Source organism: Nocardia sp. NPDC060249 (assembly GCF_042728755.1).
Classification (GTDB): domain Bacteria; phylum Actinomycetota; class Actinomycetes; order Mycobacteriales; family Mycobacteriaceae; genus Nocardia.
The window spans coordinates 761,772-784,801 of sequence record NZ_JBHXAQ010000002.1 but is presented as its reverse complement, the minus strand read 5'-3'; the positions used below and the strand labels follow the sequence as shown (position 1 = coordinate 784,801).

Here is a 23,030-nt window from a genome sequence, read left to right as displayed (position 1 = left end):
GGCGATGTTCACCCTCGATACGGACGAGCGCGCGATCGGCGAGACCGCGCGCCAGTTCGCCGACGAGTTCCTCGCGCCCAACGCGCTGGATTGGGATGAGCGCAAACACTTCCCGGTCGACGTGCTGCACAAGGCGGGCCCGCTCGGGCTCGGCGGCATCTCGGTGCGCGCCGACGTCGGCGGCTCCGAACTGCGCAGGCTCGACGCGGTGCGGATCTTCGAACAGCTCTCGACCGGGTGCCCGTCGGTAGCGGCCTATATCTCGATCCACAACATGGCGACCTGGATGATCGATGCCTATGGCACCGAGCAGCAGCGGTGCCGGTGGGTGCCGGGGATGGCCGCGATGGAGCTGCTCGGCAGTTACGCGCTCACCGAACCGGGCGTCGGGTCCGACGCGGCGGCCCTGAGTACCAAGGCCGTTCGTGACGGCGAGGACTACATCCTCAGCGGCGCCAAGCAATTCATCTCCGGCGCCGGCGCCAACGATGTGTACGTGATGATGGTGCGGACCGGCGGGGACGGCCCGCGCGGCATCTCGGCGCTGATCGTCCCGGCCGACACACCGGGTCTGACGGTGGGACCGAACGAACGGAAGATGGGCTGGAACGCGCAGCCGACCCGGCAGGTGATCCTCGACGGTGCGCGGGTGCCGGTCGCCAACCGCCTCGGCGAGGAGGGCGACGGCTTCTCGATCGCGATGAACGGCCTCAACGGTGGCCGGCTCAATATCGCCGCCTGCTCGATCGGCGGTGCGCAGGCCGCGCTCGACCGGACGGTTCGTTACCTCACCGAACGCCACGCCTTCGGAAAACCCTTGGTACGCAACGAGGCATTACAGTTCGAGCTGGCCGATATGGCCACCGAACTGGAGGCGGCGCGGACGTTGCTGTGGCGGGCCGCCGCCGCGCTCGACGCGGACGCACCGGACAAGGTGTCGCTGTGCGCGATGGCGAAGCGATTCGCCACCGACACCGGGTTCGACGTGGCCAACAAGGCACTGCAATTGCACGGCGGCTACGGCTACCTGCACGAATACGGCCTGGAGAAGATCGTGCGCGACCTGCGGGTGCACCAGATCCTCGAGGGCACCAACGAAATCATGCGGGTGGTTGTCGCCCGCTCGCTGATCGGAGCAGCATGACCGACGAACCCGAGGTGCTGATCGCCGTCCGTGACGGTCTGGGCCTGATCACCCTGAACCGGCCCAAGGCCATCAACGCCCTCAATCACGCGATGACACTGGCCATCACCGACGCGCTGCGCGCCTGGGCCGACGACGACGCGGTACGCGCCGTCGTGGTCACCGGCGCGGGTGAGCGCGGGCTCTGCGCGGGCGGCGACATCGTCGCCATCCACGCCGACGCGAAAGGCGGAACGGCGGGCGCCGATTCGCCGACCGGGCGGTTCTGGCGCGACGAGTACCACCTCAACGCGCTGATCGGCAGCTATCCCAAGCCGTATGTGGTGATCATGGACGGCATCGTGATGGGCGGCGGGGTGGGCCTGGCCGGGCACGGCAGCCACCGCATCGTCACCGAGCGGTCCAAGATCGGGATGCCCGAGGTCGGCATCGGTTTCGTCCCCGACGTCGGCGGCACCTACCTGCTCTCGCGCGCGCCCGGCGAGATCGGCACGCACGTGGCGCTGACCACCGCGCGGATGACGGCGGGCGACGCGATCGCGGCCGGATTCGCCGACTACTACGTGCCTTCCGACGCGCTCCCTGAGCTGCTCGACGCGCTGGGCACCGTGGACGTGGACGCGGCGATCGCGAAGTTCGCCGAGTCCGCGCCCGCCTCGGACCTGCTCGCGCAGCAGAGCTGGATCGACGCGTGCTACAGCGCCGATACCGTCGAGGAGATCGCGGCGCGGTTGCAGGCCGGCGAAGCGACCGAGGTGGCCGAGGCCGCTGCCGCGCTGCTCGCGAAATCGCCTGTCGCGCTGAAGGTCACGCTGCGCGCGTTGCGGGCCGCGCGGGAACTGCCGAGCCTCGAGGCGGTGCTGGACCAGGAATATCGGGTCTCGGTCGCCTCGCTCGGCTCCCACGACCTGGTCGAGGGCATCCGTGCCCAGGTGATCGACAAGGACCGCGATCCCCAGTGGCGGCCCGCGACACTGGCCGAGGTGACCGACCAGCAGGTGGCGGCGTACTTCGCCGATCTGGGCGCGGCGGAACTGGGTTCGACGACAGCGGAGGCACAGCGATGACGAAGACGATCGGTTTCCTCGGGCTCGGCCACATGGGCGGCCCGATGGCGGCGAATCTGGTGCGGGCGGGCTATGACGTACTCGCCTACGACCCGGTGCCCGCCGCCCAGGAGCAGGCGCGCGCCGACGGCGCGACCGTGGTGACCACCGCCGCCGAGGCCGCCGCGCACCGTGACGTGGTGATCACCATGCTGCCCAACGGCAAACTCGTCCTCGACGTGTACGCCGAGCTGCTGCCCGCCGCCGCGCCGGGCACCCTGTTCCTCGACTGTTCCACCATCGACGTCGCCGATGCGAAAGCCGCCGCGGCCCAGGCCGTGGGGGCCGGTCATCGGCCGCTGGACGCACCGGTCTCCGGTGGGGTGGCCGGTGCCACCGCGGGCACCCTCACCTTCATGGTGGGTGGCGCGGCCGCCGACTTCGCCGAGGCGAGCGATGTGCTCGCGGTGATGGGCGGCAAGGTGGTGCACTGCGGTGATTCGGGGGTCGGCCAGGCCGCCAAGATCTGCAACAACATGCTGCTCGGGATCTCCATGATCGGGCTCTCGGAGGCGCTCGTGCTCGGTGAGCGGCTCGGCCTGAGCCACCAGTCGTTCTTCGACGTGGTCTCCACCGCGTCCGGCCAGAGCTGGGCGCTGACCAGCTACTGCCCGGTGCCCGGCCCGGTCCCCGCCAGCCCGGCCAACAACGATTACCTGCCCGGCTTCGCCACCGCGCTGATGTCGAAAGACCTCACCCTGGCCGCGAACGCGTTGCAGGCCAACGGGATCGACGGTCAGCTCGGCGAACTCGCCGCCGCGATCTACGCGCGGTTCAACCAGACCGACGCCGGGCGGGACTTCTCCGCCATCGTCACCGACATCCGGGACCGTTCCGCGGAGGCCGACCGGTGACCGCGGCAGACATCTAGGTGCGAACCGACACGTCGCCGTTCGGTCTGCGGGGGCCCGCCGCGCGGGCCCGCCGCAGGCAGGCGGTGCTGGTCGCCGCACAATACGTGTTCGTCGCGCACGGCTATCACGGCGCCCGGATGGACGAGATCAGCGCGCGGTCCGGGATCAGCAAACCGGTGCTCTACGACCACTTCGCGGGCAAACTCGATCTGTATCTGGCTGTGCTGCAGCACAATCTGGACCGGATGGTCGACGGTGTCCGGGCCGCCGTCGCGCGCGACACCGACCCGCGGCGCCGGGTGCGTCGTGCGGTGATGTCCTACTTCGACTTCGTCGAACACGACATCGGCGGGTATGTGCTGGTATTCGAATCGCCGGTACCCAGCGAACCGTCCGTCGAATGGCGGGTGCGCACCGCGATGCGCGACTGCGCTGCCCTGGTGAGCGCCGCACTGCGCGCGGGCGGTGTGGACGAGGCCAGGGCCGAGATGCACGCCTGGGCACTGGTCGGTATCAGCCGTCTCACGGCCGGTCACTGGCTGGCAGCCGGGCGGCCGATCGCCAAGAGCGACGCGGTCGACACCGCGGCCGCGCTGTGCTGGAACGGATTATCGACAGTCGATCGACCACAGGAAGAACAAGGACAGTCATGGCTCAGGCTTTCGCATTGACCGAATCCGATGACGCGTTCCTCGCGAGCGCGGCGAACCGCTACGTCCACGTCATCGACATCCCTGCGCCGCCGTCGGCGGTCTGGACCGCCCTGATCGCCGACGACGCACTGGTGTCGTGGTCCGGGCTGGTCACCGGCATGCGGTGGATCACCCCGCGGCCATTCGGTGTCGGCACCTGCCGCGTCGTCACCCTCGGGCGCATCGCCGCGCTGACCGAACGCTTCTACCGCTGGGACGACCAGCGGCGCATGACCTTTACCGTCGACTTCGCCTCGATCCCCGGCCTGCGTCGCTTCGCCGAGGACATCGAGCTGACGCCGACCGCCACGGGAACCCGGCTCACGTGGACCTTCGCCGTGGAGGGCAAGCCCGCACTGCAACTGCTGCTGCGCTCGACGAGCGCGGTGACCGAGCGGATCACCGGCTCCATCGCCAAGGGCATCGCGGGCAGTGTCGCCGCGACGGCGCCGAACAGCGGCCCTGCCATCTGAGGGCACGACGTCGGCGGTTCATCCCTTGAGCCGCAGCACCGCCAGCACCCGGCGATGACGGGTATCCGACGGCGGCAGATCGAGTTTGGTGAAGATGTTGCCGATGTGCTTCTCGACGGCCCGCTCGGTGACGGTGAGCGAAGCGGCGATGGCGTTGTTGGTGAGTCCCTGCGCCATCAGTTCGAGCACCTCCCGCTCGCGCGGGGTGAGCCGGGCGAGCGAATCCTGTTGCCGGGACGCGCCCATCAGCTGACTCACCACTTCGGGATCGAGTGCGGTGCCGCCGGTGGCGACCCGGTGCAGCGCGTCGACGAAGTCGCCGACATCGGCGACGCGATCCTTGAGCAGGTAGCCGACGCCGCTGGCTCCGGCGGCGAGAAGTTCTGTGGCGTACCGGGTTTCGATCCACTGCGAGAACACGAGCACGCCGGTATCCGGATACTTCCGCCGCAGCTCGATGGCGGCCAGCAGGCCCTCGTCGGTGAAGCTGGGCGGCATCCGCACATCCACCACCGCGACATCGGGCCGGTGGGCGTCGACGACCTCGCTCAGCGACGTCGCGTCGCCGACCATCGCCACCACCTCGTGTCCGCGTTCGGTGAGCAGCCCGGCCAGCCCGTCGCGCAGGATCGCACTGTCCTCGGCGATCACCACCCGCAGGGGTGCGTGCGCACCGCCCGCGGTCACTGCGGGCCCTCGTTCGGCAGGATCATGGTCACCACGGTAGGCCCACCGGCGGGACTGTCGACGGTGAGCGTGCCGTCGACGGCGAGAGCACGAGCCGCGAGCCCGGCCAGCCCGCTGCCGGTCACCGTCGGCGTGCCGGGACGAGGTGCGCCACCGATTCCGTTGTCCCGCACGGTGACCGCGATGGATCGCAGACTGTCGGGCAGCACCGACACCGTCACCCGGTTCGCGTGCGCGTGCTTGACCACATTGGTGAGCAGCTCGGCGACGGAGAAGTAGGCGATCGCCTCGATGGCCGGGCTCGGTCGCCGCAGGATCTGCACACGCAGGTCGACCGGCACCGCGCAGCGGGCGGTGAGCGTCTCCAGGGCCGGGCCGAGGCCGAGCTCGAGCGCGGGTGGATGGATGCCGCGCACCAGTTCGCGCAGTTCGGTGAGCGCCTCCTTGGAATTGGCGCGCGCTTCGGCGATGAGATCGCGGGCGTCGCCGCCCGCGGCCAGGCGTTCTTCGGCCCTGCCCAGCGCCATGGCGATGGTGACCAGCCGCGCTTGTGTGCCGTCGTGCAGATCGCGCTCGACCCGGCTCAGGGTGGCGGTCGCGTCGTCCACCGCCGCACGTCTGCTGGCCCGCAGTTCTGCCAGTTGCCGGTCGCGCGGTGTCGCCGCCAACAGGTGGACGATCAGCATCCGATGCACCCAGCAGATTCCCCGGACCAGCCACGGCAGCGCGAAGCACAGCAGGATGCCGATCCCGGCCAGCCCGAGCGCCCGCGGCCAGGTGTCGATGTAGAACGTGCCGAACTGCGCGAGACTGTGGTGCTCCACGCCGTTGTCGTCCACCTGCATCGGATCGAACAGCGCCCACGGAATGGGGGAGATCGCCGTGAACCCGACCATCGCGATCACCACGAGGGCGACGTAGCCCACCGCGACACCGAGCACCGACTGTGCGAGCAGGAACAACACCGCCCGCCAGCTCGGCCGATCGGTGAACGCGCTCTTCAGGAAGCCGAAGAGGCCACTCGACCTGGTGAAATCCGGCGGCGATTCGACGTGGGCGCCGAGCAGCCCGCGCCCGAGGAACCGGTAGATCCGGCCCCAGACCCGCCCGCCGAGCAGCACCGCCGCCAGCAGCGGAATGCCGATGAGCACGATCGAGGCGTACAGCCCGGCGCCGAACCCGAAGAACAGGTAGCACACGGCCACACAGCCCAGGACGAACGACAGAACCAGATAGGCGAGCTCCTTCCACGTCCTGGCCTCGAACGGCGCGCGCAGGATCGCCGCCAGCGGGCCGGTCCGGCGCCGCGGTGCGTCCCGCGCGGTCTCGAGCACAGTGGTGGGTTCGCCGGCGATGTCGACCACGAGAGTCGGCTCGGCTGGTGTCTCGGTCATGACTCCATGGTTGTCGTCGCGGCCCGGAAATACGATCGAGCTGTCCACCGAGTCGATGGTGTGGCGAGCTACACCCCTCTCGCGTTCGCGCGAGGACCGGCTGGCCGGATCACCCGCGTCCGTGTATGAATGCGGCGCAACCACATTCGCAGCCGGAGGAGGGCGCTATGGGCCAGGATGTCGATTTTCCGGGGCTGGCGGAGGGGGTCCGGTCTCGTTTCGTCGAGGACGTCAACGGGTTGCGCGTGCACATCCTCGAATCCGGCCACAGCCGGTCCGGCCGTCCGTTGGTGCTGCTGCTGCACGGTTTCCCCGAACTGGCGTACTCGTGGCGCAAGGTCTTGGCGCCGCTGGCCGACGCAGGATTTCATGTGGTCGCGCCGGATCAACGTGGCTACGGCCGAACGACGGGTGGCGATCTCACCGACCTGATGTCCTTCCGAACGGACAACCTGGCCCGCGACGCGCTGAGCCTCGTCCGCGCACTCGGCTATGACCGGGCGCATCTGGTCGGGCACGACTTCGGATCTGTCGTCGCGGGCTGGGCCACGCTCGCCGACGCCCGTATTGTCCGATCGTTGACGATGATGAGCGCGCCGTTCTCGGGTGCCGGATTCGCCAAGTCCTCGGCCGAACTGGACGACGCACTGCGCGCCCTGTCACCGCCGCGCAGGCACTACCAGCACTACTTCGCGGGGACCTCGAGCGCCGCGGACATCGCTGACGCCCCGCAAGGGATCACCGATTTTCTGCGCGCGTATTTCCACATGAAGAGCGCGGACTGGCCCGGCAACGCGGACGCCGGAGAACTGCCCGGGTCGACCGCGCACGACTTGGCTCTCCTGCCGCGGTATTACGTCATGGACGCCGGCGTCAGCATGCCGGAAACGGTAGCGCCGCATTTACCGTCACCGCAGGAACGGGCCGCCTGTGCCTGGCTGACCGACGAAGAACTAAATTTCTACGCCCGCGAATTCGCTCGCACAGAATTCCAGGGCCCACTCAACTGGTACAGAGCTCTCACCCTGCCGACCACGGAAACACCGAGCAACCCGCGTATCGAAGTACCCACTCAATTCATTGCCGGCCAATGTGATTGGGGTATCTGGCAATCGCCCGGCGCCTTGCGCACCATGGCGCAACTCGTCTGCACGCAATTCACCGGTTCCCTGTTGGTCCCCGATGCCGGCCACTGGGTCCAGCAGGAGCAACCACTCGCCGTCATCGAACAGATCGCGAAATTCCTCGACGAAACCTAGGCGCTGACCAGCTCGTCGGTCTCGTATCGCCGGGCGAGTTCGGGCAGCCTCTGTTCACCACCGCGCACCGCGATTTTCCGGATTGTGGCCGCTCGAAGCGGGTATTGCCAGCGATGATGGCCCGTATTCGCAGCGCTGAGACAGGAGGGCCTGGTGGTGGATGACTCTTCCTGGAATGAGCGCGTTCGTGGCGAGACCGAGATTCAGCGGCTCGACCGGAACTGGGCATCATTGCTGCAGGAATTGCGCGTTGTGCAGACCGGTGTTCAACTGCTCACCGGCTTTCTGATGGTGATGCCGTTCCAGTCGCGATTCGAATCGTTGAGCACGTCGATGCGGGTGCTGTACTTGATCGTTCTCACCGCCTCGATCTGCGCGACCGCGCTGCTGGTGGCTCCCGTGGCCGCGCATCGGCTGCTGTTTCGCCGGCATCGGCTCGCGTGGCTGGTCTCGTCGTCGAATCAACTCGCGCTCATCGGGGTGATATTGCTCGGAGTCGCGCTGGTGGGAGTGGCGGTGCTGCTCTTCGATGTGGTGGCGGGCCCTACCGCGGCGGCGGTGGCGGGGGTGGTGTTCGGTGCGCTGTTCATCGGGACCTGGTTGGTTCGACCTTGGCACGCACGTCGCCGATCAGCGGGGGGCGTCTCCGACGATCAGCAACCCGGTGCCGAAGGAGCCCACCCGCCCGAACCCTGACTGCGCGGCTGACACAGTGGTTGGCGGTTGCCGGGGCCGTCGTGTGGGACAGCGCCCGAATCGGGCGCACTAGCCCCGGCAACCGCCCGCCCGCCGGTCAGAAGGTCGGCCATCCTGTTCCCGGCGGCGGTCTGTGGTTCGATCTACAACCGCGCGATACCCGGGCGCATCCGGTCGAAACAGGACCGCCGATTTCCCGACCTCTCTTCGGTCAGTGCTGCTTCAAACTGCCCACGGCGAGCGATCCGTTCGCCAGTGGCTGCCGCGTCTCCACGGCGCGGACATAGCTGTCGGGATCCTTGTCGACCGGCCGGACACCGGCATAGTGGCGCGCTTCGTAGGCGGCGAAAGTGACGGCCAGCCGATGGCGTTGCGGTACGGGGGCCAACCGGCGGAATTCGGTGAGGCCTTCGCGTTCTTCCTCTGCCATGTGGTCGCTGTTGGCGAGGTTGGCCGCCGCGACGGCGGCGTACCAGTCATCGGTGCCCACTTGATGGCGCGCGACGTCGGCCACCGCGTCTCTGATCTCGTTGTGATCATGGATGGCGTCGAGTGTCTCGTCTTCCACCGCGCCCGTGCGCCTGGCGGCGATGCCCGTCTCGAGCAACGCGGGGTAGAAGATCTCCTCTTCGGCCTGCGCGTGTAGCTCCAGGAAGGCCGCGAGCCTGTCCCAGATCGACGACAGCGCTGCGCTGTCGGTCCGATCGATCTGTTCCACGATCGCGAACAGCCGCCGCTGCTCGTGGTGGTCATCAAGGATCAGCTGGGTGATGTCCACGATTCCTCCCTGGTTGTCAGGTCAGCATGGATGGCCGGGCAGCCGGCATTTCGCCGGTAGCCGACGGTAACGCATTGCCGCTGACTTGCGGGTCAGCGCAGCTCGCGGCCCCGCGCGGCGGTGTCGGGCATGGGCCAGTCCAGCGGGATTCCCAGGATGGAGCCCACACCGCGGACCGCCGAGATCACCGCACGCACCTCATCGATCCCCTGTCCGAAGGCTTCGGTGCGATCGTCGATCCGGAAGGGGCAGAGAAAGGTGTGCCGACGATCGGGGTCTTGGCGGGGTCGTCCGAGTGTGATCACCACGGGGCCACCGGTGGTGTGCACGGCTTTGGCCGCCAACGGCGGACCGAACTCGCGAGCCTTCGCGGCGGATGTGGTGTGGCCGCCTGCCGCGGGGGGAGTGTCTACGGGTTCTCGCGAGTGGTCGGAGTCGGCGGGGCGGCCCGACGCGCCGACGAGCGTCGCGGCGTCCGAGATGTCGATCAACGCGGCATAGATGGCGGCCAACCTATCCGGTCCGCGCGCTTCACGAACGGGGCTGCCGACGACGCGGTAAGTGCACCGCCAACCTTGTGCCGCGTGGTCTTGTCGAGGATCAGCGATCTGTACCCGCAGCGCACGGTGTCCGGCTTTCACGGTGCTCGCGATGGCTATCTCATCGAGTTCTCTGTTCACAGCATCTCCCATGGTTGAGCGCAATCCCGACGGACTTCGCTGCGTGCAGACACGTGGATGGGTGTTGAGGCGGTGTAATCGCCGTTCGGGGTGGCAATCACTCCGCGATGTCCGCCGAAACGGTGCGAGCCCGGCCCCGCTGGACGTTGCCGCCTATAGGCTGGATCGGTCCATCTCCGACGTACCACTTCCACGACGAGAAGGGGATACACGTTGTCGACTCACAGACTCGCGTCCGCCGAACCGATCGGCGTCATCATCGCTACGGAGAAGGGGAGTACACCAGGCGAGGTGGATCGATGACCGTCATCGGGTTGATCTTCACCGGAGTCGCTGTGCTGCTCCACGGCTACATCTTCGTGATGGAGTCAGTGCAGTGGACGTCGGCGCGCACGCGAGCGACCTTCGGAATATCCGCCGCTGAGGCAGAGGCCACCAAGGAAATGGCCTTCAATCAGGGGTTCTACAACCTCTTCCTGGCCGTCGTGGCGGCGATCGGAATGGGGTTCACCGCGTTCGGCGACAAGGGAATCGGGCTCGCGCTCGTGCTGGCCGGGGCCGGTTCGATGGTGGCTGCCGGCGTGGTGCTGCTCGCCTCCTCCCCGGACAAGACGCGCCCGGCTCTGATCCAGTTGGTACCTCCGCTGATCGGTGGTGTCGCCTTGGTGATCGCCCGGCTCTGAGCGTGTCCTGCGAGATCCGATATCGGCGGGCGGCGGTTTGGGACGCGGATTTCGAGGTAACACGACGATGCGGCCGTCGGCCGCGCGAGCAGGTCATCACATCGTCGGAGGAGGAGAAGCAATGGATTCGCTGGACATCGTCGCTCAGTGGCGTCGCGACCTCGAGCTCGCCGATAACGGTGGCGAGGAGGCCGCGATACGGCGGTTGCGTGGCGAGTGGTCCGCGTCGGCGGGCATCGATCCGCAGGACGCGCCGACCCCCACTCCCGGGAGGGATGAAACCAGTCGGCGCACCGGAATCACGGACGACGATCTGACCTGATCGGCTCGCGGTCACAGGTCGACACCACGAGCGCGCGGTGCTCGTCCTCTTCGCGCGTTGGCGAATCAGTCGGGCAGCGGTGCGGTCGCTGGGCCCTCCAGCACCGCGCCGTTCGGTGCGAAGCGGGAGCCGTGCAGGGGACAGTCCCAGGTCTTCTCGGCGTCGTTCCAGTTGAGGATGCCGCGCAGATGGGTGCAGACCGCCGACACGGTGTGGGTCTCACCAGCGACGGTGCACAGCGCGGTCGGATGGACGCCGCGACGTTCGACCCTGCCCTCTCCTTCGGCCGGCGTCGTTCCGGCGCCGGCGCCCACCAGGTGCAGCCATCCGGTCGACATGTGCCGCGCCACCGGGGCATTGGCCTGCACGCCCGCGACCAGTGTCTTCACCGCACCGGTACGCCAGCCGTCGTAGGCGCGCGACCACGCGGGCTGTCGCTCGGTCAGCCGGCCTGCCAACACGAGCGCGGCGGCGACGCCGTTGGTCATGCCCCACTTGGCGAAACCGGTCGCGCACCGCACCTCATCGGCACCGAGCTGGACCGCGCCGACATAGGGCAGTTCGGAGATCGGGTGGTAGTCCTGCGCAGACCAGCGATCGAGTAGCCGCGCGCCGGGGAACCATCGACTCGTCCAGTCCAGCAACTCCGCGACCTGATCGGCCTCGGAATCGACGCGGCCGACGTCGTGGCCACTACCACCGGCCAGCAGGACATCGCCGGCCTCGGTGGGGCACCAGCGCAGCGAACGGGTCGGCTGACCAGCGCTGATGAACATCTCCTGCGGAATCGGGCCCGGAACCTGGAACGCGGCCAGGTAGGACCGCTGGGCCGTGAGTTGCGCCGCGATGCCGAGCCGTTCGAACACCGGCGATCCGGTGGCCACGATCGCGTTCGCCGCCGAAACCTCGCCCTGGTCGGTGCCGATCACGACGCCACCGTCGCGTCGGCGAAGTCGCTGTGCGCGAGTCGATTCGAAGATCCGGCTGCCGCTCGCCTCGAGGTCGGCCGCGAGCGCCGTGACCACCGCGACCGGATCGACCTGCGCCTGCTCCCTGAGCCGGACACCGCCGTGCGTGGGGAACGGGACGTCGAATTCGTCGATCAGCTGAGTCGGCAGCCCTACCGCACGGGTGGCCTCGTACTCGGCGCGGACCGCCGCGAACTCCTCGGCATTTTGTGCGTAGGTGACCGCGGGAACGCGCTGAGTGGCGATCTCATGGTCGATACAGAAGTCGAGCAACCAGTCGAAGCCCGCTTGATTCGCGGCCACATACTGCGACAGAACACGGAGGCCGTGCCGACGGGCGATCGCCTGCGCGCGCGTTCCCTGCAGCAGTGAGATCTTCGCGGTGGAAGCGCCGGTCGTCACGGCACCGATGTGGCGTGCCTCGAGGACGGCGACCTCGCGGCCCTGCTCGGCCAGGAGCAAGGCGGTGGTCAGGCCGACGATCCCGGCACCGATCACGACGGTGTCGACCTCGATGTCACCGGCGAGCGGAGGCCGGGCCGGTGTCGGTGTGCCTGCGAACCAAAACGATGTCATGCGGGCCGCATACCCCGCTACACCGAACGAAACTGAGCGCCTGTCCGAAGCTAGTGTCTGCCCTCGGCGAACTCCTCGACGATCTTGGCGCAGAAGGCGGGCAGATCGGCGGGGTTCCGGCTCGAGACGAGACCGTTGTCGGTGACGACTTCCCGGTCGACCACGGTGCCGCCCGCGTTGCGGATGTCGGTGCGCACGCTGGGGTAGGAGGTGAGGGTGCGGCCGCGGACGACGTCGGCTTCGACGAGGGTCCATGGCCCGTGGCAGATGACGCCGATCGGTTTGCCGGTGGCGGCGAACTCCTTGACGAAGGCGACGGCCGCGGGATCCTGACGCAGCTTGTCGGGGTTGGTGGTGCCGCCCGGGAGCAGGAGCGCGTCGAAGTCGTCGACGGCGGCTTCGGCGACGCGTCGGTCCACCGGGAAGGTATCGCCCTTCTCGACGTCGTGGTTCATCGCCTGGATCTCACCGCTGTCGAGGGAGAGCAGGGCGGTGGTGGCGCCCGCGTCCTCGACGGCGGCGCGTGGCTGGACGAGTTCGACCTGTTCGACTCCGTCGGTGGCCAGGATGGCGACGTGCTTTCCGGTCAGTGGTTGCTGGGTCATCGTGCACTCCTTCGGGTCAGCGTTTTCGCCGTCGACAGCAGCAATTCGAGCGCGTATTGCACCGAACGGTCGACAACCTCGGCGGGATCTCCGTCGTACTGCCGGTGACTGGCCTGTGCGTCGCCGCGCGAAACCACGCAGAACCACACGGAACCGGCGTCTTCCCCGTCTTGGGGGTCGGGTCCGCCGGCGCCGGTGGTGGCGACGGCGATATCGGCGTCCATCAGCGAGCGCACACCCTCTGCCATCGCCGTCGCCGCGGTCTCGGACACGACCGGCCCCTCGGGGACCCCGAGCACGTGCCGTTTGACCTCGGTGGCGTAGGCGACGACCCCGCCTCGAAACCACACCGCCGAATCCGGTGCGGCGCCGAGGGCCGCGGCCACCTGGCCCGCTGTCAGGGATTCGGCGACGGCTACGGTCAATCCGTGGCGTTCGGCGAGAGCGGCGAGCTGGTTCGCGGTGTCATTCCGCATCGCTGTCGGCGGATCGATCGCCGGATTCTTCCAGGGCCTGCGCCAATTCGTTGCGCAGTCGTTGAGCCGTGCGGTCGTCGCCGGCGTCACTGGCCGTGGTGATGTCCTGTCGCAGTTGAGCGATGATGTCGCGAGTGCCCATGGTCCTCCTTCGGCGCCGGAAATTCGGTTCGGCGGCAGTTGTAGAGACCGCCCAGTGTGGTCGTACCGCGGAAATCGGTTCCTAAACAGCACGGCCGTTCGAGGCGGGTGGTCGAGCACCGCCGGCGCTGTTCACAGGAGGCGGCGCACGGCTTCGACGAGTGCGCGGCGGCGGTCGTCGGCGCTCTCGGCGTCGGGCGAGCAGGCGGGCAGGCTGGTGATGTTGCTCGGGTTCCACGCGAGAGCCATGCTCAGCACAAGCGTCAGCAGCGCCGGGGGTGAGAAGTCGGCGCCGATGCCGTCCTGGTTCTGCGCCGCGGCAAGCGCGTCCAGTTTGGCGTCGCGCGCAGGCGCTGCGACGGCCGGGTCATCCCGGTCGCCACGCTCCAGACGGTGCCAGGTGGCCAGCCGGATGACCTCGGGGTGCCGCAGGCAATAGTCGAAAATCCGTCCCGCGTACTCGGGGAGGTCGACAGGGGTGAAGGGGACCGTGTTCAGGCCGTGGGTGACATGGGCGTCGAAGACCGCGTCGAAGAGTTGGTCCTTGTTGCCGAAGTAGACGTAGATGAGGTTCTTGTTGGCCGCCGCCGACTTGGCGATCCGGTCCACCCGGGCTCCGGCGATGCCGTATGTGGCGAACTCGTCGGTGGCGGCCGCGAGGATGCGGGTCTTGGTGGCGTCGGCTCGGGACATGGTGGTCATCGTAAGACGGCGATGGCTGCGTCCGATGCGACGAGCAGCACCGTGCACCACAGGGTGACCCCGATCATCAGCCAGCAGATCAGCGGTCGGCGGGGGATGCCCAGCGCCGCACCGAGTAGAGCCGAGCCCCAGGTGCCGAAGAGGGCGGGCCCGACGATGCCGAAGCCCGCCACGCCGTATCGGTCGAGGACTCGCCGTGCTCGTCGGCCGGTGGCGCCGGAGAGCCGGGCGCTGCGCGCGGTCGTCGTCGAGCCGGTCGCATCGACAGCGGATGTGCCATCGGTCGGTGCCGTCGAATCATTCTGTGCGGCAATCGGATTCCGGCGGAATCGCCAGGACTTCCACATGAGCCGAACGCGTTCCATGGCGAAGACGGCGAAGACCACACAGCACGCCGCGCCCAGCAGTACCGCGATCAGCGCGACCGGGCCGGGCAGGGACAGTGAGAGGCCGACAGGGATCGCGGGGGTGCCCACCGCAAAGCCCGCGAGCAGCGTCCCGACAAATCGCCCCATGCAGATTCCTCTCACCCGCGACGTGCGCGCTCCGGTGGGCGGCTCCGACGACCAGCAATTAACTAACTAGTTAGTATGGTGCCATGAAACCCACCGATGCGGTGCTCGGCGAACTGGCGGCCGGCAAATATCTGCTTCTCACCACATTCCGCCGAGACGGCACGGCGGTCCCCACGCCGGTCTGGGTGATGCGCGACGGCCGAACGCTGGCGGTGTGGAGCGCGGCCGACGCCGGAAAGGTGAAGCGGATCCGCAACGGGAGTCGAGTGATCGTCGCCCCCTGCGACTGGCGCGGCAAGCCGCTCGGCGTCTCGGTTCCCGGCTGCGCCGAGGTGCTGGCGCCGGACGCGAGTACGCACTTCACCGCGTTGATGAAACGCAAGTACGGGCTGGTCGCCCGGATCGGGCTGGTGGGCAGCAGGCTGCGTGGGGGCACCGGCCGCATGGTGGGAATTCGGATCCGCCTGGACGGCTGACGGTGGCGGACGAGACTCGGGTGCGCGCCCCGCTAGGTGCAGCAGTTCGGATCCAGGACCGTGCACAGCGCGGACAGTGCGTCGCGGCGCGCGCGGTGAATCGTGTTCATCCCGCGCCGCTCGGACTCCACCAAGCCCGCCTTGCGTAACTGGCTGAGATGATGCGAGACCGTGGACTCGCTCAGGCCGACCGCGGCGGCGAGCTCGCCACCGTTCTCCTCGCCGAGTGGGCTGGTCAGCAGCAGCGACAGCAATTTGACCCTGGCCGGGTCGGCGATCGCCTTGAGCCGCAACGCCACTTCCAGCGCGGCGGCGTCGTCGACGGGCCGCGCCGCGACGGGGGCGCAGCAGACGGGGGCGGACATGTCGATCATGGGGAGCGCCTTGGGCATGACACCGACCCTACCTGCGGTATTGACATATGTCGAAAAGGTGAGCAGACTCGGCACCACAAGTTCTTCGATATATGTCACACAAGTGGAGGTTCGATCATGTCTCGTATCCAGCTGGCCCTCAACGTCGACGACCTCGACACCGCCGTGCGGTTCTATTCGACCCTGTTCGACACGGAACCGGCCAAGCGCAAGCCCGGCTACGCCAACTTCGCGATCGCCGAGCCCCCGCTCAAGCTCGTGCTGATCGAGAACGCGGGTCAGGGTGGGTCCCTCAATCACCTCGGCGTCGAGGTCGAAACCTCCGAGCGGGTCCACGGTGAGATCGCCCGGCTCTCCGAGGCGGGCTTGTTCACCGAGGAGCAGATCGCGACCACGTGTTGCTTCGCCACCCAGGACAAGGTGTGGGTGACCGGGCCGGGTGCGGAGCGGTGGGAGGTTTACACGGTGCTGGCCGACAGTGAAACCTTCGGCACCGCACCCGAACTTGCCCTCGCGGATGCCGAAGCGGTCGGCGTCTGCTGCGGCACCGCGGCCGAAGCCGACGCCGAGGGCGCCTGCTGCGGTACCGACGCCAAGTCGAAGGCTGTCGCCTCCGGTGCGAGCTGCTGCGGCTGATCCTGGCCGCGGCGGGCGAGTTCACTCGATGTTCGTTTGCTTTATGGATTCGATATCGGTCAATATCGACATATGTCGAATCAGGATCTGCCGCTGAGTGTGGCCTCACCTGCGTGTGAGGCCACACTCAGCACCCGCCCACCGATGAGCGGCGAGACCGCCGCCGAGCTGGCCGCGCTGTTCAAGGCCCTCGCCGACCCGGTCCGGCTGCGGCTGCTCTCGGCGATCGCGTCCCGAGCAGGCGGTGAGGCCTGCGTGTGCGACCTGTCCACCGGCATCGACGTCACTCAGCCGACCATCTCGCACCACCTGAAGGTGCTGCGCGAGGCCGGATTGCTCACCAGCGAACGCCGCGCGTCCTGGGTGTACTACCGGGTTGTCCCGCAGGCGCTGGCGCGGCTGTCGGACGTGCTCGCGACCGAGGCGGGAGCGGTGACCGCGTGAGCACCACGACCGACCACCCGGCTGTCGTGGGCAAACTCTCGACGCTGGACCGGTTCCTGCCGGTCTGGATCGGCGTCGCGATGGCCGCCGGACTGCTGCTCGGGCGCACGATTCCCGGTCTCGGCGACACGGTGAGCGCGGTGGAGATCGACGGCATCTCGCTGCCGATCGCGATCGGGCTGTTGATCATGATGTATCCGGTGCTGGCGAAGGTCCGCTACGACCGCCTCGACACCGTCACCGGCGACCGCACACTCCTGATCAGCTCCCTGGTGCTGAACTGGATCCTGGGCCCAGCGCTGATGTTCGCCCTGGCCTGGCTGTTGCTGCCCGACCTGCCCGAGTACCGCACCGGCTTGATCATCGTGGGTCTGGCGCGCTGCATCGCGATGGTGATCATCTGGAACGACCTGGCGTGCGGCGACCGCGAAGCCGCCGCCGTCCTCGTCGCGCTGAATTCCGTTTTCCAGGTCGTCATGTTCGCCGTTCTCGGCTGGTTCTACCTCGCGGTCCTGCCCGGTTGGCTCGGGCTCGAGCAAACCAGTATCGACGTCTCTGCTTGGCAGATCGCGAAATCGGTGCTGATCTTCCTGGGAATCCCGCTCCTGGCCGGGTTTCTGACCCGCCGCTTCGGCGAACGCGCCAAGGGTCGCGACTGGTACGAGTCGGCATTCCTGCCCAGGATCGGCCCGTGGGCGCTCTACGGTCTGCTGTTCACCATCGTGATCCTCTTCGCGCTGCAAGGCGACCAGATCACCTCCCATCCGCTCGACGTCGTCCGCATCTCGATCCCCCTGCTGGCCTACTTCGCGATCATGTGGGGCGGCGGCTACGCCATGGGCGCGGCCCTCGGCCTCGGCTATGAACGCACCACCACGCTGGCGTTCACCGCTGCGGGCAACAACTTCGAACTGGCCATCGCCGTGGCGATCGCCACCTACGGCGTCACCTCCGGTCAGGCGCTCGCCGGGGTGGTCGGCCCGCTGATCGAGGTCCCCGTCCTGGTCGGGTTGGTCTATGTCTCGCTGGCCTTGCGCAATCGGTTCGCGCCCACCACCGCCACTTCGTCGGCCTCGGCCACCTGAAAGGCATTGCCCCCCATGACAACCAAGCCCAGTGTGTTGTTCGTCTGTGTCCACAACGCGGGCCGCTCCCAGATGGCCGCCGGATTCCTCGCCCATTTCGCCGGTGACGCGATCGAGGTCCGATCGGCGGGGAGCGCGCCCGCCGAGACGATCAATCCGTCCGCGGTCGCCGCGATGGCCGAACTCGGCATCGATATCGCCGACCAGAGCCCGAAGATCCTCACCGCCGACGCGGTGGAAACCTCCGATGTCGTCATCACCATGGGCTGCGGCGATACCTGTCCCTGGTATCCCGGCGTGAGTTACCGCGATTGGGTCCTGGAAGACCCCGCGGGCAAGGGTGTCGATGCGGTCCGCCCGATTCGCGACGAGATCGAGTCCCGCGTGCGGGCTCTGATCGGGGAGTTGTTGCCACAGACCATGCGCTGATTTCGGCGCCCGTGCGTATTCGGTCCCGGTCGGGGTAAGCGGTTCGTACTTCTGCTCTCGATGATGGGAGGCGTCATGGTGAGTCACGACGAGAAAGTCTCGACCGGGAACGGCGGGCGCATGCGCATCGCGCGTAGCCGGGGCGCGCTGGGCGGGCTCGCGGTGCTGCTCCTCGGGATCTGGGGCGCACTCATCCCGTTCGTCGGGCCGTACTTCGATTTCGCGTACACCCCCGACGAGGCGTGGGTGTGGACCTCGGCACGGGGCTGGCTACAGGTCCTGCCCGGCGTCGTCGCGATCGTCGGCGGGCTGCTCATGCTGATGAGCAGGAACCGGGTGGTCGCGAGTTTCGGTGGCTGGTTGTCGGTGGCGGCGGGCGCGTGGTTCGTGATCGGGCCGTTCCTGGCCGACCTGCTGCGTCTCGGGGACATCGGCGAACCGGTCGCCACATCGGATCTGAAGCGCGCGCTGCTGCAGCTGACGTACTTCTACGGACTCGGCGCGCTGATCCTGTTCTTCGCCGCGAGCTCGCTGGGCCGCCTGTCGGTGCTCAGCACCCGAGACATCGCGCTCGCGGAACGCGCGCGGAGCGTCGAACAGCGTCGCGTGACCGAGGACGAGGTTCCCGCTACCGGCGGGTACTCCGCTCCGCGACAGCCGTACCCCACCGATGCCCGGCATCGGCCGGTATGACGGGCTAGGCCGTTTTGACGGTGACCATCGTGTCGGCGCTCGGGAAGTCGAGCACGCGCAGACGCCCGGTGACCAGGTCGACGGTGTCGGCGACCACTCGGCCCGCGCGACGCGCGTCGTCGGCGAAGCTCGTGCTGACCACCCGGTAGCTGCGCTTGGCGGTGAGCACGATGTCGCCCGCCCGGAGCGACCCGGCCGCGGTCGGGGGCTCGGCCGGGACTGTCGCCTGTACCGGTCTCCGTATGAGCTCGATCAATTTCAGCAAGCTGTTCTCCACCCTGTGAACGTCCGCCAGGACGTCCCGTTCGCCGGATTAGCGAACGGTGTCGAACCTTCTTTACCCGCCGGCGTCACGGTTGAACCCTCGAATCCGCGCCGTCCGCTCGGGCGGCGCGGTGGAGTTCGTGGGTCACCGATCGGCCGCACCGGTGCGCGGTAGCGTTCGGAATATCACCCCGCAGTCGGATTCGATCTCATACCAAGGGATTACGGCCGACGAGAATTCCGTCGATAGCTTCGGGAGATGACGACACCTGCTCTGGTCCCCGAGTCATCTCCCCGGTCGCCGCGGCGCGGCGCGGACGGCGATTACGCCCGTCTGTTGCGCAGAATCTCCGACGCGGGGCTGATGCGCCGGCGTCCCGTGTACTACGCGGTGCGGCTGGGCCTCGTCGGGACCGCGTTCGCGGGGGGCTGGGCCGCGTTCGTTCTGGTCGGCGACTCGTGGTGGACCCTGCTGGTCGCGGCGTTCATGGCGGTGACGTTCGCGCAGGTCGCGCTGGTGATGCACGATGTCGCCCACCGGCAAGTCTTCCGGCTGCGACGGCCCACGGAGCTCGTGGGAAGGATCGCGGGCAACGCGGGCATCGGCCTCGGCTACGGCTGGTGGCAGGACAAGCACACCCGCCATCACGCCAACCCGAACCACGAGGAACTCGACCCCGATGTCGCGCCCGACATCCTGGTCTGGTCACAGCAGCAGGCACGCTCCAGTCGCGGCCTGCCGCGTCTCGTCGGACGGGCGCAGGCGTTCCTGTTCTTTCCCCTGCTGTTGCTGGAGGGCCTCAACCTGCACCTGGCCGGCGTCCGGGCGCTCGCGAATCGCTCGGTCAAGCACCGCGGCTGGGAGGGCGCGCTGCTGTTCGGTCACTTCGCCCTCTACCTGGCGGCGCTGTTCGCGGTCCTGCCCGCCGACAAAGCGCTCGTGTTCCTCGCCGTCCATCAGGGCTTGTTCGGCCTGTACATGGGCTGCATCTTCGCCCCCAACCACAAGGGCATGCCGACCTTGACCGGTGACGACCGGCCCGACTACCTCCGTCGCCAGGTACTGACCTCCCGCAATGTGCGCGGCGGTGTGGTGACCGACTTCGCCCTCGGCGGGCTCAACTATCAGATCGAACATCACCTGTTTCCGAGCATGCCGACGCCGAACCTGCGTCATGCCCAGGTGATCGTCCGCGATTACTGCGCCGAAATCGGCGTGCCGTACCACGAGACCGGGCTGATCGCCTCGTACCGCGAGGCGCTGACCCACCTGCACCACGTCGGCGCGCCTCTGCGTGCCGCGGGCGAAGTTCCCCGACGCGACACCTGAACACGGTCCCGGCCACGCGTGTGGTCGGGACCGACGCGGCTGACGTCAGCGATGAATGATGCAGGTGGTGGTGGCGTGGGCGACGAGTTTGCCTGCTTCGTCGAACACCTTGCCTTCGGCCGTGGCCGTGGTGCGGCCGACGTGCAGCGTCGTGCCGGTGCCGGTGAGGCGGCGGCCGTCGGTCGCAACGGAGCGGATGTAGTTGACCTTCAGCTCCAACGTGCCGTATCCGACGCCCGCATCCAGTGCGGTATGAACCGCGCACCCCATCACCGAGTCCAGCAAGGTCGCACAGATGCCGCCGTGGGTGGTGCCGAGCGGGTTCGCGAAATCGGGGCGCGTGACGAGGCTGAACGACACCCGCCCGAACTCCAGTTCCTCGACCGTCATCCCGAGCAGCGTGCCGATGCCGGCCCGATCAGGCATCGCGGTCGCCGCGCGCAGCAGTTCGAGCCCGGTCATCGTGGCGAAATCCGGCGTTCCGGGGTTGTGCGTTGCGGTGGTCATCATGCCCTCTCCAGTGATAGACCGATCGTTCTAGCGCCGATGACGATACCGTACGATGAACTGATCGGTCTATTGCGGAAGGGTTGCCGATGAACACAGTGGCGGGGCCACGAGAACGCCTCATCCGCAGCGCGATTGTCATGATGCGCGAACACGGAGTCGCCGCAACGGGCCTGACGGAGCTACTCGCCCACAGCAAGACCGCCCGAGGCTCGATATATCTCCACTTTCCCGGCGGAAAGAGCGAACTCATGGAGCAGGCGACCCTGCATGCCGGGCAGCAGATCAGTGCGACGATCGACGCGCTGATCGCCGAGTCGTCGTCACCGGCAGAGGTCGTTCTCGGACTGGTGGAATTCTGGAAGCGGCTCCTCGAGAAGTCGTCGTTCACCGCCGGCTGCCCGATCGTGGCTGCCGCGCAGAGCGGCCCCGACTCGCCGACCGTCCAAGCGGCGTCGGCCACTGTTTTCGCCGACTGGACCCGTCGACTGGCCGATGTCCTGATCTCGGCGGGCAGGGAATCCGCAGTGGCAGCGTCGGTCAGTAGCGTCATTGTCAGCACGATCGAAGGCGCGATCATTCGGTGTCGCAGCGAGAAATCTCTTCAGCCGCTCGATGACGCGGGTACCCATCTGGTCAGACTTCTCGAACTCTGAACAGTTCTGCGCACCTACCGGATCGGCGCAGACCCCGAGTCCGCTGGTGCTAGCCCAACGGTGCGAGTAGCGCGCGGACGAGGGGCATCGCCGGGTTCGGAGGTAATAGATCTTCGGCGTTGGCCAGTACCGACTCCAGCGGGAGCGTTCGGTGCGCGTGGTGTGCCGGGTTCTCCCTCACCGCCGCGGCGTCGTCGATGCCCTGCGCGACGGCGAGGGGCAGATCGACCGGCACCTGGGCGGTCTTCTCCGGGTTCAGTGGCTGGTCGAACCGCAATGGTGTGGGTGCCGAATAGTCCGTGCGGTCATATCCCGTTTCGATCAGCACCCGCAGCGCGGGTTCGATCAGCGCGGCTGCGGGCTCGGTCAGCGCTGAGTGGTCGGTGTGTTTCCCGAGTGCACGCAGCGGATACAGCAGCGGCAGCGTTCCCTCCGGGTTGGGCAAGGAGATGTAGGTCGTGTCGCCGTGGTTCTGGCAGTTCTCCGGGTGTACGGCGCAGTTCTGTTGCGCGAGGTAGCCGGAGCGGTCCGGATATCCGTAGATGGCCGCGCCCGCCTTGGGTTGGCTGCCCGCTCCGTTGCCCTTGGGTTGCAGGTAGGACGGATGGATCAGGAGCGTGCCCAGCACGGCATTCGCGTCGGCGAGCACATTGAGTGGATACGCCGGAAAGTCCGAGATGCCGTCGTACTGCATCGCGATATCCGTTGTCCGGATGCCGGTATCGGTGGGGGTGGGCGGGCCGAAGCTGATGTCGGCGATCGGGAGACGACCGAAACGCACCGGCCGTTCGATGATCCCCCCGTTGGGACGGTTCGGATTCGCGATGAGCACGAACGACAGTCGATCCTTGTCCGCCTGCGACAGGTCGGCCGAAACGGACTTCTGTGCACTGGCCACTGTCGCGCCCTGCGAATATCCGAAGATGACGATGGCGCCGGCCGGATTCGAATCCATGGCCCGCGTGGCGATCGTGTCGAGGTTCGTCACACCGTCGACCACCGAGGCGTCCCACTTCGCCGACGAGGCGTGCGGGCCTTTCGACGTGATGACGGGCCACAACGCCGCGTCGTACGGGACAGGAACGAAAGCCACGCCGGGACACTCGTTGTCGGTGCAGCCGCTCGCGCCGGGATCGATGAAGTTCTGGTACGCGTTGCTTTCGAAGTTGTGCGCCACCGCGGGGTCACTGGTGCCGGTTCCCGGAACGATCAGCGCCGTCGTCGCCAAGGCCACCGTGCCGAAAACCTGTGCCTTGACCCAACTCACGCCCAGCGCCGCCAGCACCGCCACGGACGCGCCGTCGCGGACCGATGTTCGGGCAACTCGCTTGTTCGACGCCTGCATCATTGACTACCCCTTCGATCGGAGGAAGTGCGAGACGAAC

Annotated in this window: 31 protein-coding genes; 17 read left to right on the top strand and 14 right to left on the bottom strand. The window is 67.8% G+C overall.

Features of this window, described 5'->3' with window-relative positions; all coding sequences use genetic code 11:
• Window positions 1-4 precede the first annotated feature (4 nt).
• The 5 genes from ACFWFP_RS11355 to ACFWFP_RS11335 are packed head-to-tail and all read left to right on the top strand — an operon-like array spanning window position 5 to window position 4,269.
• Window positions 5-1,144 carry an acyl-CoA dehydrogenase family protein gene (locus tag ACFWFP_RS11355; protein WP_379294624.1) on the top strand — a complete coding sequence of 380 codons (1,140 nt, stop codon included), beginning with the start codon at window positions 5-7 and terminating at the stop codon, window positions 1,142-1,144.
• The gene (locus tag ACFWFP_RS11350) at window positions 1,141-2,211 is read left to right on the top strand and encodes an enoyl-CoA hydratase/isomerase family protein (RefSeq protein ID WP_379294623.1); all 1,071 of its coding nucleotides are present in this window, start codon (window positions 1,141-1,143) and stop codon (window positions 2,209-2,211) included. The genes ACFWFP_RS11355 and ACFWFP_RS11350 overlap by 4 nt, the downstream gene beginning before the upstream one ends.
• Window positions 2,208-3,104 carry a 3-hydroxyisobutyrate dehydrogenase gene (gene mmsB, locus ACFWFP_RS11345; RefSeq protein ID WP_379294622.1) on the top strand — a complete coding sequence of 299 codons (897 nt, stop codon included), beginning with the start codon at window positions 2,208-2,210 and terminating at the stop codon, window positions 3,102-3,104. Before ACFWFP_RS11350 ends, mmsB begins: the two co-directional genes overlap by 4 nt.
• Window positions 3,105-3,121: 17 nt before the next feature.
• Complete coding sequence (locus ACFWFP_RS11340) at window positions 3,122-3,775, top strand: TetR/AcrR family transcriptional regulator (RefSeq protein WP_379294621.1); 654 nt, start codon at window positions 3,122-3,124, stop codon at window positions 3,773-3,775.
• Complete coding sequence (locus ACFWFP_RS11335) at window positions 3,754-4,269, top strand: SRPBCC family protein (protein ID WP_379294620.1); 516 nt, start codon at window positions 3,754-3,756, stop codon at window positions 4,267-4,269. The genes ACFWFP_RS11340 and ACFWFP_RS11335 overlap by 22 nt, the downstream gene beginning before the upstream one ends.
• A gap of 18 nt (window positions 4,270-4,287) precedes the next feature.
• Here ACFWFP_RS11335 and ACFWFP_RS11330 read toward each other — a convergent pair whose 3' ends face one another.
• Both ACFWFP_RS11330 and ACFWFP_RS11325 read right to left on the bottom strand, forming a co-directional pair.
• Complete coding sequence (locus ACFWFP_RS11330) at window positions 4,288-4,929, bottom strand: LuxR C-terminal-related transcriptional regulator (protein WP_379295124.1); 642 nt, start codon at window positions 4,927-4,929, stop codon at window positions 4,288-4,290.
• Window positions 4,930-4,952: 23 nt separating this feature from the next.
• Window positions 4,953-6,350, bottom strand: coding sequence for a sensor histidine kinase (locus tag ACFWFP_RS11325; protein WP_379294619.1), 1,398 nt, complete (start codon window positions 6,348-6,350; stop codon window positions 4,953-4,955).
• Window positions 6,351-6,517: 167 nt separating this feature from the next.
• On the opposite strand from ACFWFP_RS11325, the gene ACFWFP_RS11320 reads away from it, so the two are divergent.
• Both ACFWFP_RS11320 and ACFWFP_RS11315 read left to right on the top strand, forming a co-directional pair.
• Window positions 6,518-7,609 (top strand): alpha/beta fold hydrolase, encoded by a 1,092-nt coding sequence (locus ACFWFP_RS11320; protein ID WP_379294618.1) that lies wholly within the window; start codon window positions 6,518-6,520, stop codon window positions 7,607-7,609.
• A 156-nt stretch (window positions 7,610-7,765) separates the two neighbouring features.
• Window positions 7,766-8,305, top strand: a complete 540-nt coding sequence (locus tag ACFWFP_RS11315) for a DUF6328 family protein (RefSeq protein WP_379294617.1) — start codon at window positions 7,766-7,768, stop codon at window positions 8,303-8,305.
• Between the two features lie 211 nt (window positions 8,306-8,516).
• On the opposite strand, the gene ACFWFP_RS11310 is transcribed toward ACFWFP_RS11315, so the two are convergent.
• Both ACFWFP_RS11310 and ACFWFP_RS11305 read right to left on the bottom strand, forming a co-directional pair.
• The gene (locus ACFWFP_RS11310) at window positions 8,517-9,083 is read right to left on the bottom strand and encodes a hemerythrin domain-containing protein (protein ID WP_379294616.1); all 567 of its coding nucleotides are present in this window, start codon (window positions 9,081-9,083) and stop codon (window positions 8,517-8,519) included.
• A gap of 92 nt (window positions 9,084-9,175) precedes the next feature.
• The gene (locus ACFWFP_RS11305; protein WP_379294615.1) at window positions 9,176-9,595 is read right to left on the bottom strand and encodes a hypothetical protein; all 420 of its coding nucleotides are present in this window, start codon (window positions 9,593-9,595) and stop codon (window positions 9,176-9,178) included.
• Window positions 9,596-10,062: 467 nt separating this feature from the next.
• On the opposite strand from ACFWFP_RS11305, the gene ACFWFP_RS11300 reads away from it, so the two are divergent.
• Window positions 10,063-10,446, top strand: a complete 384-nt coding sequence (locus ACFWFP_RS11300) for a DUF1304 domain-containing protein (RefSeq protein ID WP_379294614.1) — start codon at window positions 10,063-10,065, stop codon at window positions 10,444-10,446.
• 121 nt (window positions 10,447-10,567) lie between these two features.
• Entirely contained in the window at window positions 10,568-10,768 is a 201-nt protein-coding gene (locus tag ACFWFP_RS11295; protein WP_379294613.1) for a hypothetical protein, read from the top strand.
• Between the two features lie 65 nt (window positions 10,769-10,833).
• On the opposite strand, the gene ACFWFP_RS11290 is transcribed toward ACFWFP_RS11295, so the two are convergent.
• The 6 genes from ACFWFP_RS11290 to ACFWFP_RS11265 all read right to left on the bottom strand — a co-directional run bounded on the left by ACFWFP_RS11290 (window position 10,834) and on the right by ACFWFP_RS11265 (window position 14,751).
• Window positions 10,834-12,312 carry an FAD-dependent oxidoreductase gene (locus ACFWFP_RS11290; RefSeq protein WP_379294612.1) on the bottom strand — a complete coding sequence of 493 codons (1,479 nt, stop codon included), beginning with the start codon at window positions 12,310-12,312 and terminating at the stop codon, window positions 10,834-10,836.
• A 50-nt stretch (window positions 12,313-12,362) separates the two neighbouring features.
• Window positions 12,363-12,917, bottom strand: coding sequence for a type 1 glutamine amidotransferase domain-containing protein (locus ACFWFP_RS11285; RefSeq protein ID WP_379294611.1), 555 nt, complete (start codon window positions 12,915-12,917; stop codon window positions 12,363-12,365).
• Window positions 12,914-13,393 carry a CinA family protein gene (locus ACFWFP_RS11280; RefSeq protein ID WP_379294610.1) on the bottom strand — a complete coding sequence of 160 codons (480 nt, stop codon included), beginning with the start codon at window positions 13,391-13,393 and terminating at the stop codon, window positions 12,914-12,916. The genes ACFWFP_RS11285 and ACFWFP_RS11280 overlap by 4 nt, the downstream gene beginning before the upstream one ends.
• Window positions 13,383-13,535 (bottom strand): hypothetical protein, encoded by a 153-nt coding sequence (locus ACFWFP_RS11275; protein WP_379294609.1) that lies wholly within the window; start codon window positions 13,533-13,535, stop codon window positions 13,383-13,385. Before ACFWFP_RS11275 ends, ACFWFP_RS11280 begins: the two co-directional genes overlap by 11 nt.
• Window positions 13,536-13,666: 131 nt before the next feature.
• Entirely contained in the window at window positions 13,667-14,227 is a 561-nt protein-coding gene (locus tag ACFWFP_RS11270) for a TetR family transcriptional regulator (protein WP_379294608.1), read from the bottom strand.
• A gap of 5 nt (window positions 14,228-14,232) precedes the next feature.
• A complete protein-coding gene (locus ACFWFP_RS11265) occupies window positions 14,233-14,751 on the bottom strand; it encodes a hypothetical protein (RefSeq protein ID WP_379294607.1) in 519 nt (172 codons plus the stop codon).
• Between the two features lie 83 nt (window positions 14,752-14,834).
• Here ACFWFP_RS11265 and ACFWFP_RS11260 point away from each other — a divergent pair, with 83 nt between their 5' ends.
• Window positions 14,835-15,227, top strand: coding sequence for a PPOX class F420-dependent oxidoreductase (locus tag ACFWFP_RS11260; protein WP_379294606.1), 393 nt, complete (start codon window positions 14,835-14,837; stop codon window positions 15,225-15,227).
• 32 nt (window positions 15,228-15,259) lie between these two features.
• Here ACFWFP_RS11260 and ACFWFP_RS11255 read toward each other — a convergent pair whose 3' ends face one another.
• Window positions 15,260-15,619, bottom strand: a complete 360-nt coding sequence (locus ACFWFP_RS11255) for an Rv2640c family ArsR-like transcriptional regulator (protein WP_379294605.1) — start codon at window positions 15,617-15,619, stop codon at window positions 15,260-15,262.
• 99 nt (window positions 15,620-15,718) lie between these two features.
• Between ACFWFP_RS11255 and ACFWFP_RS11250 the strand changes: the two genes are divergently transcribed.
• The 5 genes from ACFWFP_RS11250 (at window position 15,719) to ACFWFP_RS11230 (ending at window position 18,888) form a co-directional block, all read left to right on the top strand.
• The gene (locus ACFWFP_RS11250) at window positions 15,719-16,237 is read left to right on the top strand and encodes an ArsI/CadI family heavy metal resistance metalloenzyme (protein WP_379294604.1); all 519 of its coding nucleotides are present in this window, start codon (window positions 15,719-15,721) and stop codon (window positions 16,235-16,237) included.
• Between the two features lie 72 nt (window positions 16,238-16,309).
• Window positions 16,310-16,681 carry an ArsR/SmtB family transcription factor gene (locus ACFWFP_RS11245; RefSeq protein WP_379294603.1) on the top strand — a complete coding sequence of 124 codons (372 nt, stop codon included), beginning with the start codon at window positions 16,310-16,312 and terminating at the stop codon, window positions 16,679-16,681.
• Window positions 16,678-17,766 (top strand): ACR3 family arsenite efflux transporter, encoded by a 1,089-nt coding sequence (gene arsB, locus ACFWFP_RS11240; protein ID WP_379294602.1) that lies wholly within the window; start codon window positions 16,678-16,680, stop codon window positions 17,764-17,766. Before ACFWFP_RS11245 ends, arsB begins: the two co-directional genes overlap by 4 nt.
• Before the next feature lie 15 nt (window positions 17,767-17,781).
• Entirely contained in the window at window positions 17,782-18,195 is a 414-nt protein-coding gene (locus tag ACFWFP_RS11235; protein WP_379294601.1) for an arsenate reductase ArsC, read from the top strand.
• A gap of 75 nt (window positions 18,196-18,270) precedes the next feature.
• Window positions 18,271-18,888 (top strand): hypothetical protein, encoded by a 618-nt coding sequence (locus tag ACFWFP_RS11230; RefSeq protein WP_379294600.1) that lies wholly within the window; start codon window positions 18,271-18,273, stop codon window positions 18,886-18,888.
• Window positions 18,889-18,892: 4 nt separating this feature from the next.
• Here ACFWFP_RS11230 and ACFWFP_RS11225 read toward each other — a convergent pair whose 3' ends face one another.
• Window positions 18,893-19,153, bottom strand: a complete 261-nt coding sequence (locus tag ACFWFP_RS11225) for a hypothetical protein (RefSeq protein WP_379294599.1) — start codon at window positions 19,151-19,153, stop codon at window positions 18,893-18,895.
• A 258-nt stretch (window positions 19,154-19,411) separates the two neighbouring features.
• Here ACFWFP_RS11225 and ACFWFP_RS11220 point away from each other — a divergent pair, with 258 nt between their 5' ends.
• Window positions 19,412-20,482, top strand: a complete 1,071-nt coding sequence (locus ACFWFP_RS11220) for a fatty acid desaturase family protein (protein ID WP_379294598.1) — start codon at window positions 19,412-19,414, stop codon at window positions 20,480-20,482.
• 45 nt (window positions 20,483-20,527) lie between these two features.
• Here ACFWFP_RS11220 and ACFWFP_RS11215 read toward each other — a convergent pair whose 3' ends face one another.
• Window positions 20,528-20,989, bottom strand: a complete 462-nt coding sequence (locus ACFWFP_RS11215) for a PaaI family thioesterase (RefSeq protein WP_379295123.1) — start codon at window positions 20,987-20,989, stop codon at window positions 20,528-20,530.
• 89 nt (window positions 20,990-21,078) lie between these two features.
• On the opposite strand from ACFWFP_RS11215, the gene ACFWFP_RS11210 reads away from it, so the two are divergent.
• Window positions 21,079-21,645 (top strand): TetR/AcrR family transcriptional regulator, encoded by a 567-nt coding sequence (locus ACFWFP_RS11210; RefSeq protein WP_379294597.1) that lies wholly within the window; start codon window positions 21,079-21,081, stop codon window positions 21,643-21,645.
• Window positions 21,646-21,694: 49 nt separating this feature from the next.
• Here ACFWFP_RS11210 and ACFWFP_RS11205 read toward each other — a convergent pair whose 3' ends face one another.
• Complete coding sequence (locus ACFWFP_RS11205) at window positions 21,695-22,993, bottom strand: PE-PPE domain-containing protein (protein WP_379294596.1); 1,299 nt, start codon at window positions 22,991-22,993, stop codon at window positions 21,695-21,697.
• Window positions 22,994-23,030 lie beyond the last annotated feature (37 nt).